The following is a 12,189-nucleotide window of genomic DNA, read 5'->3' as shown; positions in this document are numbered from 1 at the left end:
CTGCAGCTCCAGCGCATGCCCGGCACCGAACATGTCCCAGAAGTCGCCCACCCACACCGGCCGCTGCGGCGGCGCGGTCTCCGGGTACGGGTTGTGGTCGTAGAACGGGTGGTGGCAGTTCGTCCACAGCACAACCGATCCCGGCTTGTCGAAGACCACCTGGGCGTCGACGACGCGCATGAGGTAGACCATCCACAGGTGCTTGCCCTGGTCCCACGCGCAGTGGTAGTCGACGGTCCGCGCCGCCGCGTTGGCGACGGTCCGGGTGTAGATCTCGGTCTCCGAACCGAGCCGGTCGTAGGCCAGCCACAGGCCCGGCTCGTCGGTGGGTGTGAAGCCGCGCAGGCTGTACGTCCACTCCTCGAGGCTTCGGGTGTCCGCCATGTACTCATACAGCGCGTCCGGCGGGCACGCGACGTAATCGTTGACCGTGCAGTACTGCCCGAACACCTGATCGTGCGGGTACACCGACCGCATCATCTCCATGATGATCGGAGTCGCCTTCTCCCGCGGACTGGTTTCTATGCGGACCACCCCGTCGATGGGGGTGGGGATATCCTCAAGCGCTGGCAGCGACATCGGCCCGGTTCTCCTTCGCGGTCGAAACCTGTTCTGAAACAGCGCCATTCCCTGACGGCACGGCGAGAAAAGGGGCGAACGGCGGGATTTCATCGGCGTCGCATTCGACGCTGACCACCGCCGGGCCCTCGATGTCCAGCGACGTCCGGAGCGCCGCGGCCAATTGGGCGGGCTCGCTGACATCGACCGATGTCAGGCCGGGAAACATCGTCGCCAGACCGGTTCCCAGCGCGCTGGGCCGGAAACGGTTGTAGCTGTAGCGGTTCTGGTAGAACAGCTGCTCACGGGTCACGCACATGGCGTGGGCGTTGTTGTTGAACAACACGAACGTCACGGGAAGCGCGTATTGCACGGCCGTGTGCACCTCCAGACCGTGCATGAAGAACGCGCCGTCCCCGGCGATCACCACGGTTCGGCCGGCGCCCCGGCCGCCGTTCGCACGCCCGAACGCCATCCCGATCGCGGCCCCGAAGCTGTAGCCCATGCCGCCCATGCCGAGCGCGGCCACGAACCTGCCGCCGCGCCGCGCCGGCAGGTGATGGATGGCGGCCGCGCCGGTGTTGCCGGCGTCGACCACGATGTCGGCCCCGTCGGGCAGGACGCGGTCCAGCACCGCCATGGCGTCGCGGTATCGGATCCCCGGTCCCGGGCCGGCCGGCGGTTTCAGCTCGGTGCGGGGGATCACATCGGGCACGCGCAGGCCGCTCGGGCGTCCGTGACCGCACAGCGCCTGGGTCAGCATGCGCAGCGAGCCGCGAAGGTCGTCGGTGTGCACATGGACGCAGCGCAGGTAGGGCCGCGCCGACCCGATGGACACCGTTCGCACCGCGGCTAGCGCGTCGTCCAGGCCTCCGCGCGCGGTGACCGTCAACCGGGTGCCGACAATGAGGCACACGGCGCTGGCGGCCACCGCTTCGGCCACGCTCGGGTGGCCCATCACGCCGGTCACCCCGAGCCCCGACGACGACCCCAAACCCGGTGTGCCCGCGACATCTTTGGCGTCCGGGACGGTGGCCACCCGCGCGCGCAGGAGCGCACGCAGCTGCTCGAGTTCGTCGCGGGCGTCGTCGCGGGCCACCTGCTCGCCGGCGATGATGGTGACCTGGCCGGTTGCGCGGCGCAGCTCGGAGGCGATGAGATGCGGGTTGCCGATCGGCGCGCTGAAACTGTTCGGGCACTCCGTGGCGTCGTCGACGGTGATGCGCGCCTGCTGAATATCCTTGGGCAGCAACAACACCGCGGGGCCGCCGGTGCGCGCCGCGGCGATGGCGCGGGGCAACGCCGAAACGATGCCGACCGGCGCCAGCACCCGCTCGCAGAACACCGACACCGCCGAAAACAGCGCACGGGCGTCGAGGGAACCGTTGCGGCCGCTGGTGTCCTGGAAGCTGCCCCGGCCGTCCATCGTGGTCGCGGGCTGGCCGACCAGGGCCAGCACCGGAACGCGGCTCGCGAACGACTCGCCCAGGCCGGCGACGAGGTTCAGTGCTCCCCCGCCCGAGGTCGCCGCCACCACGCCGAGCCCGGCGCCGCTCCGGCTGTAGCCGTCGGCCATGGTGGCCGCGGAGAATTCGTGTTTGGCCAGCACCGCGGTGATCTCGGGTTCGAAGTGCGCGGCGTCGTACAAATCCTCGATGTTGGCGCCGTCGACACCGAAAACGTGGTCCACCCCCAGTGCGGCGAGGTGGCCGACTATATGGTCGACCACCCGATAGTTGCCGAACATGTCATCAGACACGAATGGGGCACTTGGTCGGTTCACCCGAGCGGTGAACCGACCGCCGGCGGCTCTCGTGGTGTCTAGATGACCATCGAACTGCGCGACGTGGTGCGCGAGTATCGGGTCGGCGGTCAATCGGTCCGGGCGCTCGACGGGATCAGCCTGCGCCTCGACGGCGGTCAGTTCGTGTCGGTGGTCGGTCCGTCCGGGGCGGGCAAGAGCACGCTGCTTCATCTGCTCGGCGCGCTGGACTCCCCCGATTCGGGCTCCATCACGTTCGACGGCGAGGAGATCGGCCGCCTGGGCGACGAGCAGCAGTCCGAGTTCCGCCATCACCGAGTGGGTTTCATCTTCCAGTTCTTCAACCTGTTGCCGACGCTGTCGGCCTGGGAGAACGTGGCGGTCCCCAAGCTGCTCGACGGTGTGCGGCTGGGCAGGGCCAAACCGGATGCGATCCGGTTGCTGGACCGCGTCGGGCTCGGCAACCGGACCGAGCACCGCCCGGCGGAACTGTCCGGCGGCCAGATGCAGCGGGTCGCGGTGGCGCGCGCGTTGATGATGGATCCGGCGCTCGTCCTCGCCGACGAGCCCACCGGCAACCTCGACTCCGCGACGGGCGCCGCGATCCTCGCCCTTCTCGCCGAGGTGGCGCACGAGGACGGCCGCGACCGGTTGGTGGTGATGGTGACCCACAATTCGGACGCCGCCGCGGCGACCGATCGGGTCATCACGCTGCAGGACGGACGGGTCGGTTCCGACCTCCCGGCGGTCCCCGCGTGAGGATATCGGCGGCCGCGAGCCGAGTGCGCGTGCTCAGCCTGCGTGAGCTCGCCGTGCACCGTCGCCGCACGTTCGCTTCGATCGCCGTAATGGCCGTCTCCGCAACGTATCTGGTCGCGATATTCGGCATCTTCGGCTCGATCACCGGATCGGTCGACCGGCTGGCCAACGGGATCGCCGGCGTGGCAGCGCTGGAGGTGTCGGGCATCACCGACGCCGGATTCCCCGACACGATACTGGCCGACGTCGCCGCGGTTCCGGGTGTCGCCACCGCGGCGCCGATGATCCGGACTTCCGCGTCCACGGCGACGGGGCCGGTGCTGTTGCTCGGCGCGGATGCGCGCACCGCCGCGCTGGGTGGGGCCCTGAAGGATGCGGTCGCACGACCGGTGCAGGAGCTGTCCTCGACGCCGGGCGGCGTTCAGGTCGGGCCGCGGGTGGGTTATGCGAAAGGCCAGACGCTGCAACTGGGCTCGGGGTCGGTGACCGTCGCCGAGGTGCTCGCGGGCCGGCAGTTCGCGGACCTCAACGGCGGGCACTACGTCCTTGCCCCACTTGCGTTGGCACAGAACGTCACCGGCCGCCCCGGTCAGCTGGACTCGATACTGATCACCATCAAACCGGGCGCCGATCCGGCCGCCGCCCGGGCCGCCGTCACCGCCGCGGTCAACGGCCGCGCCGTCGTCGCCGCGCCGAGCCTGCGGGCGGCCCGGGCCGGCGACGGCGTCAAGCTGATGAACTACATGGCCCTGCTGGGGGCGGCGGTCGCGCTGGTGGTCGGCGCGTTTCTCATCTACACCACGATGACGATGGCGATCACCCAGCGCCGCCCCGTCATCTCCATGCTGCGCGCGATCGGCGGCCGGCGCGTCACCATCGTCGGCGACATGCTCGGCGAGGCGGCGATCCTCGGGCTCATGGGCGGGGCCATCGGGTCGGGCCTCGGAATCCTGGCGGGCCACCTGGCAATTGGTCGACTGCCACCTGCGATGACCCAGGGCCTCGAGGCCCGCGTCGAGTACTGGCTGCCCGGCTACGCCATCCCGCTGGCCGTCACGGCCACGGCGCTCACCAGCGTGGCCGCGTCGGCGATGGCCGCGCGGCAGGTGTACAAGGTCGCACCGATCGAGGCGCTGGCGCCCGCCGGGGCGTCGGCGGCGGACGTCGTGCCGCGATGGCTGCGGGTCGCGGCCGGCGTGGGCGCCGTCGCGGTGTCCGCGGCGTCGATCTGGGTGGTCATCGGCCAACGCGGCACCTTCGGGTTCGTCGCGATGGCCGCCCTGCTCAGCGCCGAGATCGCGCTGGGCTTCGCGCTCACTACGCCCATCGTCGCGGCCACGGCCGCGACGGCTCGCCTGTTCGGATCGTTCGGGGCGCTCGCGGCGGCCACCATCGAACGCGCGCCGCGACGAGTCTGGGCCACGGTGATGACCGTGTTGATCGGGGTCATCACCACGGTGGTGATCACCGGCACCAACGCCGACATGATCCGCTCGGCCCGCGGCATCTTCTCCCCCGCCGCCGACGTCGACGTGTGGGTGAGCGCGGACGCGCCGGACAGCTATCCGACCGACGTTCTGCCGCAGGGCCTTTCCGAACGCGTGGCGGCGGTGCCCGGCGTGGCGCGGGTGACAGAGGGCGCATTCGGATTCGCCGTGATCGGCGGCACGCGCGTTCTGCTCGACGGCTTCTCCGCCGGAACCCATGACCCGCTCTTCCGCGCGCTCGACGAGCGCCTGCGCGCCGACGTCCTGGTCGGCCGCGGTGTGGTGCTCACGCAGAACCTCGGCGCCGCGCTGCACGTGCGCGCCGGCGACCGGTTGCAGCTGCAGACACCGAACGGGCCGCGGCAGACGGCCGTCCTGGCCCTGGTGCCGTTCTTTTCGACCGTCATCGGAACGGTCGGAATCGACCTCGATCATCTGCGCACATGGTTCGATCGCCCGGCCGCGACGACCCTGCAAGTCACCGCGGCCCCCGGGACGGACCCGCGGCACCTGTTGGCCGACGTGCGCAAGGTGGTACCGGCGCCCAACCACGTGTACGACGGTCGCGCGGCGCTGGCGGGGCTCGAAGCTCCGCTGCACCAGAGCATGTTCATCGCCAACGCCGTGTGGGTCATCGTCGTGGCGGTGGCCGCCGTCGCGCTGCTCAACACGCTGACGCTCTCGGTGACCGAACGCCGCCGCGAGATCGGTGTGCTGCGCGCCATGGGTTCCAGCCGCCGGTTCACCCTGCGGATGGTCCTTGCCGAGGCGGCCGGAATCGGTTTTGTGGGAGGCCTTCTGGGGCTGCTGTTCGGCTTGACCGACCAATGGCTGTTCAGCCTCATCAGCGGGGACATCATGAATTTCCAGGTCGGCTTCCGCCTGAGTCCGATGGCCCTCGCTTTTACCGCCGGGGCGCTGGCGATCTGCCTGCTCGGCTCGCTGCCACCGGCACGGCGTGCGGCGCGGCTGAACATCGTCGAGGCCGTCAGCGTGGAATGAGGACGGCGAAGCCTTGCAGATGGGGCTTGCACGGGAACGGGACCGGCGTGCGCGGGATGGTCCGCAGCGCCGTGGTGTCGAACCCGGCCGCGGCGATGGCATCCCGGGTTCGCCGGTTCGGCTCGCAACCGGCGGCCAGCCATGACCACGGCTTGCAGATCAGATCCTGCAACCGGCCCGTCGCGCCCTCCCCGCGCACGTGCTCGAGGACGACGAGCCTTCCCCCCGGCGTGAGCACGCGCCGTATCTCGGCCAGGGTGGCGGTCACGTCGTCGACCGAGCACAACACCAGGCCCACGTGGACCGAATCGAAGCTGTTGTCGGGGAAGGGAATCGACTCGCCAGTCCCCTCGAGGATGTCGACGGCGATGCCGTGGCGATCGGCAAGCCGGGACGCCATCCGGCGGAACGGCGCCTCCGGCTCCACCGCGGCGACCGACGTCACCGTGGGGGGCAGGAACCTCAAGTCGGTGCCCGGCCCCAGGCCGAGCATGAGCAACCGGCCGCTCGCGTTGCTCAGCGCCGCGCGCCGATACCGGTGATAGAACAGCCGGTCGAAGACCGGCTGCCCGAACCGATACACGTACGGGAACAAGGGATTGCGACGGGTCATTGCCCACCCAGATCCATTCGGAACGGCGGGTATTCGTCGCGCATCAGGGACACGTAGACGGCCACCCGGTAGCGCCAACGGACGATGCCCAGCAGGAGATCGTACATGCCCGCCGGGATGGTTCCGGTGCACAACAGCGTCACCGCGGTGATCACGCACAGCAGTTGCAGGAGCGGCTCCATGGACCAGCACAGGAGGATGTGCGGGACGGCGAGCAGCCACTTCACCAACACGGCCCAATTCCGCAGCCGCTGCGGATACTCGACCTGCAGGTCGCCGGGGTAGTCGGGCCGCGACGCGAGGGTGAAAGGCGGGTAGGAGTCCGTGCTGTTCATCGGAAACCTGAAATTCATGACGCGCCACGACCAGCGCAGCACGCCGACGTTGAAGTCGAAGAGGGGCCGCGGATACCGCCCGCTGCACAAGATGACGACGCCGGCGACCACGGTCGACAACGGATAGACCAGATAGAGCCCGATCAATATGGGGTAGTGCGGAACCGCCAGCACGCACCACTTCAACAGCCAGAGCCACCGCGACGGGGCGTCGAAATCGCCTCGCACCGTGACGCATTCGTCCGAAGCGTTCATGGACTGGATCGACCGGCCGTCGCTGCCCCCACCTCTCGACTGATCTCCCCGGACATGCGGCGGTGACTGGTCCACCGCAGAAACGTCGTCAGCGCGCGGGCCTGCAGCCGGTCGGGAATCAGCGCGGCCGGGCGCAGCACGACCTCCCCGTGGGAGACCGGCAGCGACGCCAGCCGGGACACGGCCATCACCCTGCGCCGGCGGGTCTTCTCATACCAGCGCAACGCGCTCGCAACGTCGCCGGTGCCGTGCCAATCCGACAGCGCCTTGCACAGCACCATGGTGTCGAGCAGCGCCTGGTTGGTGCCCTGCGCCAGGGTGGGCGGCATCGTGTGGAAGGCGTCCCCGAGCAACGTGACCGGACCGCGGCCCGCGGGAGGCATCGGATGCCGGAAATGCGGGTACGGCGAATGCGCCAGGTCGTCGTCGGTCAGTGCCGCCAGCACCCGATCGACGGTTGCGGACCACCCGGTGAAATGGGACCGGATGGTCTGGATCGGGCATTGCGGCCGCACGAAGTCGCATGACCACGGCAGGTCGAACCACCACTGCACCTCGGAGCCCCCGGCCGGCCACAGGCCGAGGTTGCCGCGCTCGCCGATGACCATGAGCGCGGAGTCCTTGTCCGGGACCTCCGGGAGGGTGATCAATCCCTGCCAGCTGCACCAGCCGGTGGGCTTCGCGTCGGGCGCACCGACGGTGTTGCGAACCATCGAGTGCAGGCCGTCGGCTCCGATCACCAGGTCCCCGTCGGCCGAGCCGCCGTCGCCGAACTCGACGCGCACGCCATCGCGCGTGCGGGCCAACGCGATCGCGTGGGCGCCACAGCGGATGCGGTCGGCCGGGAAGCCGTCCAGCAGCCGCTCCAGCAGGATCCGGCGCGGCACCATCCGGACGGGCGCGCCCAGCCGGTCGGCGATCGCGGATACGTCCAGCGTCGCGAGCGGGCGGCCCGTGGACGTCACGGCTCGCACCGTGCGCAGCAGCTGGCCGGCCCCGTCCATCTCCACGCCGAGTTGCCGAAGCACCGTTTCGCCGTTGGACCAGATCGTCACCGCGCCGCCGGCCGCCCGCACATCCGGCCGCCGCTCCAAGACGGTGACGTCGTGGCCGTCTCGCAACAATCCCCTGGCCACCGAAATGCCGCCGACCCCGGCGCCCACCACCAGGGCCCGAAGCGGACGCCGGTGGCTGGACATGTCAGTGGCCTATAACGAACGCTGCAGCAGAACCTGGCCGCTGTCGGCGGCCACCACCTGCACCGCGGCGATCTGGTCGACCGGCGTCGAGATGCTGCCCGCGGGCGTCGCGGTGCGGCCGGGTTCGGCCACCCAGGTCGCCAGCCGGGTCTGGGTGCCGTCGCGACCCACCACCACCATCGCCAGGGTGTCATGGTGGGCGTTGAGCGGCGCCAGGCACACGCACCGCAGGTTGATGGACGTCCCCCAGTGCTCGCTGGACAGCTGCACCGTCGAGGCCAGCAGGGTGGTACCCACCTGCGCCATCGGCGCGGAGGGCGCGGCCACCTGCGGCGACGGCGACGAGGAATACCCCTGTACCCCGACGAACACGCCGACGGCCAGGACCACGGCCGCGGCCGACGAGGCCACCCAGGTCACGATCCGCGTGCGGCGCCGCCGCCAGCTCACCTTGCCCAGCAACGACGGCAGCAACTGCGGCGACAGCTCCGGCGTCACCGGCGCGGGGCCGGACTCGTGGATCGCGGCCACCTCGTCCCCGCCGAGCTGCGACAGCAGGGCCGGCACACCACTCAGGTCGGCGACGGCCTCGCGGCAGGCCGGGCAGTGCGCCAGGTGCGCCTCGAATTCGCGTCGCTCGCTGGCCGACAACGAGCCCAAAACGTATGCGGCATCCCACATCACGTAGGGATCGTCCGGAGCGCCGATCCCCCGTAGCGGCGTTTTCATGTCATCCATTTCCTCATCACCCTTTAAGCATTCGGAGCCCTCAGCGGGTGACCCCAAGTTCCTGCAGAGTGAGCCGCAACGCCCGCACGGCGTAGTGTAGTCGCGACTTCACGGTTCCCTCGGCGATCCCGAGGTCGGCGGCAATCTGGGCGGTCGTCCATCCGCGGTAATAGGACCGGTCTATGACGGCCCGGTGCTCGGGGGACAGTTGCGCCATTGCGTCGGCGATCAGCAGTTTGTCCAGCGCCGCATTCACCTCGTCCGGGGTGGACCGTTCCGGCGCGCCCGCCTCGTCGGTCGAGGCGACGACGTTGCGGAACCGCGCGCTGCGCCGGTCGTCGATGATCATGTTGCGGGCGACGGTGAACAGCCAGGCCCGCGCCGAGCGCTCGGTGTCCCCGACGACCTCCGGATGCTGCCAGGCCCGCAGCAACGTCTCCTGCACGACGTCCTCGGACTGGCTCGCGTCCCCCGTCAACCGGAGCGCGTACCGCCACAGGACCGCCGCGTGCTCGTCGTAGAGCGCCTTCATCAGGGCGGCTTCGGCAGCCCCGGATGCCCGCCAACCGCCTGCCACACGAGCCACTCGATCACCTCCGACTTCTGATACGAGTCGAATGGCTGTTTAGTTCACCTAAGGCTGTGTCAGGATGCGCGGCCCGGCGTCGGTGACCGCGACGGTGTGTTCCCAGTGCGCCGCACGGGACCCGTCGGAGGTGGTGACGGTCCACTCGTCGTCGAGCACCAAGGTCTTGCCCGTCCCGAGGGTCAGCATCGGTTCGATGGCCAGCACCGACCCGGGGGCCAGCAGCGGACCCCGGCCGGGCGAGCCCTCGTTGGGCAGGAACGGGTCCATGTGCATCTGCCGGCCGATGCCGTGCCCGCCGTAGCCCTCCACGATCCCGAAGGCGCGCCCGTGCCGCTCCCGCGCCGCCCGCGTGCCCGTTTCGATGGCGTGCGAGACGTCGGTCAGCCGATTGCCGGGCACCATCGCCGCGATGCCGGCTTCCAGCGATTCCCGGGTGGCGTCGCAGAGGGCCTGGTCGGCGGCGTCGAGCGTGCCGACACCGAACGTGATCGCGGCATCACCATGCCAGCCGTCCAGCACCGCCCCGCAGTCGATGGAGACCAGGTCACCGGGCGCCAGGATCTCCGCGGCCGACGGTATCCCGTGCACCACCCGCTCGTTGATCGACGCGCAGATCGACGCGGGGTATCCGTGGTAGCCGAGGAAGGACGGCACCGCGCCGGCCTCCCGGATCACCGACTCGGCGATCTGGTCCAGGCCCAGGGTCGACACTCCCGCAACCGCGGCCGCCCGCACGGCCTGCAGCGCTGCCGCCACCACCGCCCCCGCCGCAGCCATCGCGTCGAGTTCACCGGCGGTGCGCTGCGGCACGACTTTGCGACTCCGCAGCCGCGCCAGCGGGTTCACGGTTACTTGCCCAGCGCTTGCAGGGCACGGGCGAACACTTCGTCCATCGTGCCGACGGCGTCGACCGTCTTGAGTTCGTCGCGGTAGTACTCCAGCAGCGGCGCGGTCTCGTCGCGGTAGACCTTCATCCGGTTCAGGATGACGTCGTCGGTGTCGTCGGCGCGGCCGCGCGACTTGAGCCGCTGCAGCAGCTCCTCCTGCGAGACCCGGAACTCCAGCACGGCGTCGATGTCGGTGCCCCGGTGCTCGAGCATCTGGTGCAGCGCTTTGGCCTGCTCCGTCGACCGCGGATAGCCGTCCAGGATGAAGCCGTCGGCCGCGTCGGGGTCGTTCAGGCGGTCGTCCACGAGCTGGTTGGTCAGCTCCGAGGGCACCAGGTCACCGGCGTCCAGATAGCGCTTGGCCTCCAGGCCGAGTTTGGTTCCGTTCTCGATATTGCTGCGGAACAGTTCCCCGGTGGAGATTTGCGGGATACCGAGCTTTTCCGAGAGCTTCTGGGCCTGCGTCCCCTTACCCGCCCCGGGCGGTCCCAGTAAAACGACTCTCACTTGAGGAACCCTTCATAGTTGCGCTGCATGAGCTGGCTCTCGATCTGTTTGACCGTATCCAAGCCAACACCAATCATGATCAAAACCGCCGTACCGCCGAACGGCAAATTCTGAACCGCTCCGCCATTGCCGATTTGCAGGAACAAGTTGGGCAGCACGGAGATCGCGCCGAGGTAGATCGAGCCCGGCAGGGTAATTCGGCTCAGCACATAACGCAGGTAATCGGCGGTGGGCTTGCCCGGCCGGATGCCGGGGATGAACCCGCCGAACTTCTTCATTTCGTCGGCACGCTCGTCGGGGTTGAACGTGATCGACACGTAGAAGTACGTGAAGAAAATGATCAGCCCGAAGTAGATGCTGATGTAAATCGGATCGCTGGGGTCGGACAGGTAACTGCCGACGAACTTGTCCCACCAGCTGTTGCCCACACCGCCGCTGCCGCTGCGAATGAGCTGCGTGATCAGGTGCGGAATGTAGATGAGCGACGACGCGAAGATGACCGGGATGACGCCGGCCTGGTTGACCTTGAGCGGCAGGTACGTCGACGTTCCGCCGTACATGCGCCGGCCGACCATGCGCTTGGCGTATTGCACGGGGATGCGGCGCTGCCCCTGCTCGACGAACACGACGCCGACGATGATGACCAGGGCGGCCACACAGACAGCGGCGAAAATCATCCCGCCGCGGCTGTCCAGGATGGTCTTGCCCTCCGACGGGATGCGTGCCGCGATGCCGACGAAGATCAGCAGCGACATCCCGTTGCCGATGCCGCGCTCGGTGATCAGCTCGCCCATCCACATCACCAGCGCCGCACCGGCCGTCATCACCATCACGATGACGACCAGCGTGAAGATGCTCTGGTCGGCGATGATGTCCAGCGAGCAGCCCTGCAGCAGCCCGCCGTTAGCCGCCAGGGCCACGATGCTGGTCGCCTGCAGGATGGCCAGCGCGATGGCCAGATAGCGGGTGTACTGCGTCATCTTGGCCTGGCCGGACTGGCCTTCCTTGCGCAGTTCCTCGAACCGCGGGATGACGACGGTGAGCAGCTGCACGATGATGCTCGCGGTGATGTAGGGCATCACCCCCACCGCGAACACCGTCAGTTTCAGCAGCGCGCCGCCGGAGAACAGGTTGATCAGCGAATAGATCTGCCCGGCCGCGCCGCCGCTGGCCTCTTTGATGCACTGCTGGACGTTGGGGAAATTGACGCCGGGGGACGGCAAAGCGGCGCCCAGCCGATAGAGAACGACGATGCCCAGCGTGAAGAGGATCTTCCGTCTCAGGTCGACTGTCCGCAGCGATGAGATGAAAGCCGAAAGCACTCTTCCTCCTGCGAGCCGGGGGTCTCCTGCATTACGCGCCCAACACCCCGCAGGCCAGGACGTACGGCGTCGCGCGTCAAACCGTGTACGAGACTAACAGCTGAGCCGGGTGAGTCCGTCCAGGCCCGTCATCGGGCGACCGATAAATGCACAGGAAGCCGTCAGCGGTTGAGCGTAGAGTGCTC

General features: G+C 69.1%; 12 protein-coding genes. 2 read left to right on the top strand and 10 right to left on the bottom strand.

Annotated features, from left to right (window positions below; translation table 11 throughout):
* Positions 1–579 (bottom strand): hypothetical protein (locus tag A5713_RS23880; protein ID WP_068098631.1); only part of this gene is annotated, 579 nt, incomplete at its 3' end.
* Entirely contained in the window at positions 560–2,305 is a 1,746-nt protein-coding gene (locus A5713_RS23875) for a thiamine pyrophosphate-binding protein (RefSeq protein ID WP_068098629.1), read from the bottom strand. The genes A5713_RS23880 and A5713_RS23875, both read right to left, overlap by 20 nt.
* A 78-nt stretch (positions 2,306–2,383) precedes the next feature.
* On the opposite strand from A5713_RS23875, the gene A5713_RS23870 reads away from it, so the two are divergent.
* On the top strand, positions 2,384–3,079 hold the full coding sequence (locus A5713_RS23870; protein ID WP_068098627.1) for an ABC transporter ATP-binding protein: 696 nt from the start codon (positions 2,384–2,386) through the stop codon (positions 3,077–3,079).
* A gap of 89 nt (positions 3,080–3,168) precedes the next feature.
* Positions 3,169–5,568 (top strand): ABC transporter permease, encoded by a 2,400-nt coding sequence (locus tag A5713_RS23865; protein WP_231980644.1) that lies wholly within the window; start codon positions 3,169–3,171, stop codon positions 5,566–5,568.
* On the opposite strand, the gene A5713_RS23860 is transcribed toward A5713_RS23865, so the two are convergent.
* Genes A5713_RS23860 through secY form a run of 8 tightly spaced genes read right to left on the bottom strand, consistent with a single transcriptional unit; the run spans position 5,555 to position 12,004 of the window.
* Positions 5,555–6,181, bottom strand: coding sequence for a class I SAM-dependent methyltransferase (locus A5713_RS23860; RefSeq protein ID WP_068098623.1), 627 nt, complete (start codon positions 6,179–6,181; stop codon positions 5,555–5,557). The genes A5713_RS23865 and A5713_RS23860 overlap by 14 nt on opposite strands.
* Positions 6,178–6,744 (bottom strand): DUF4389 domain-containing protein, encoded by a 567-nt coding sequence (locus tag A5713_RS23855; RefSeq protein ID WP_067916702.1) that lies wholly within the window; start codon positions 6,742–6,744, stop codon positions 6,178–6,180. Before A5713_RS23855 ends, A5713_RS23860 begins: the two co-directional genes overlap by 4 nt.
* A gap of 23 nt (positions 6,745–6,767) precedes the next feature.
* Positions 6,768–7,970, bottom strand: coding sequence for an NAD(P)/FAD-dependent oxidoreductase (locus A5713_RS23850; RefSeq protein WP_068098621.1), 1,203 nt, complete (start codon positions 7,968–7,970; stop codon positions 6,768–6,770).
* 9 nt (positions 7,971–7,979) lie between these two features.
* Complete coding sequence (locus A5713_RS23845) at positions 7,980–8,699, bottom strand: anti-sigma factor (RefSeq protein ID WP_102419957.1); 720 nt, start codon at positions 8,697–8,699, stop codon at positions 7,980–7,982.
* Positions 8,700–8,739: 40 nt separating this feature from the next.
* Positions 8,740–9,285 carry a sigma-70 family RNA polymerase sigma factor gene (locus A5713_RS23840; RefSeq protein WP_082973127.1) on the bottom strand — a complete coding sequence of 182 codons (546 nt, stop codon included), beginning with the start codon at positions 9,283–9,285 and terminating at the stop codon, positions 8,740–8,742.
* Between the two features lie 48 nt (positions 9,286–9,333).
* Positions 9,334–10,134, bottom strand: coding sequence for a type I methionyl aminopeptidase (gene map, locus A5713_RS23835; protein WP_068098618.1), 801 nt, complete (start codon positions 10,132–10,134; stop codon positions 9,334–9,336).
* A gap of 2 nt (positions 10,135–10,136) precedes the next feature.
* A complete protein-coding gene (locus A5713_RS23830) occupies positions 10,137–10,682 on the bottom strand; it encodes an adenylate kinase (RefSeq protein WP_067916692.1) in 546 nt (181 codons plus the stop codon).
* Positions 10,679–12,004 carry a preprotein translocase subunit SecY gene (secY, locus tag A5713_RS23825; RefSeq protein ID WP_067916694.1) on the bottom strand — a complete coding sequence of 442 codons (1,326 nt, stop codon included), beginning with the start codon at positions 12,002–12,004 and terminating at the stop codon, positions 10,679–10,681. The genes A5713_RS23830 and secY overlap by 4 nt, the downstream gene beginning before the upstream one ends.
* Positions 12,005–12,189 lie beyond the last annotated feature (185 nt).

Origin of the sequence: Mycobacterium sp. E2497 (assembly GCF_001668695.1) — a bacterium.
Classification (GTDB): Bacteria; Actinomycetota; Actinomycetes; order Mycobacteriales; family Mycobacteriaceae; genus Mycobacterium.
Note: the sequence above shows the minus strand (reverse complement) of the source record. Positions and strands in the feature narration are given on the sequence as shown.

What these genes read in the sequence shown, in the direction of transcription:
- A5713_RS23875 (WP_068098629.1), bottom strand. Translation starts at nt 2,305, where the DNA reads ATGTTCGGCAACTATCGGGTGGTCGACCATATAGTCGGCCACCTCGCC.
- A5713_RS23850 (WP_068098621.1), bottom strand. Translation starts at nt 7,970, where the DNA reads ATGTCCAGCCACCGGCGTCCGCTTCGGGCCCTGGTGGTGGGCGCCGGG.
- A5713_RS23865 (WP_231980644.1), top strand. Translation starts at nt 3,169, where the DNA reads ATGGCCGTCTCCGCAACGTATCTGGTCGCGATATTCGGCATCTTCGGC.
- A5713_RS23845 (WP_102419957.1), bottom strand. Translation starts at nt 8,699, where the DNA reads ATGAAAACGCCGCTACGGGGGATCGGCGCTCCGGACGATCCCTACGTG.
- A5713_RS23860 (WP_068098623.1), bottom strand. Translation starts at nt 6,181, where the DNA reads ATGACCCGTCGCAATCCCTTGTTCCCGTACGTGTATCGGTTCGGGCAG.
- A5713_RS23870 (WP_068098627.1), top strand. Translation starts at nt 2,384, where the DNA reads ATGACCATCGAACTGCGCGACGTGGTGCGCGAGTATCGGGTCGGCGGT.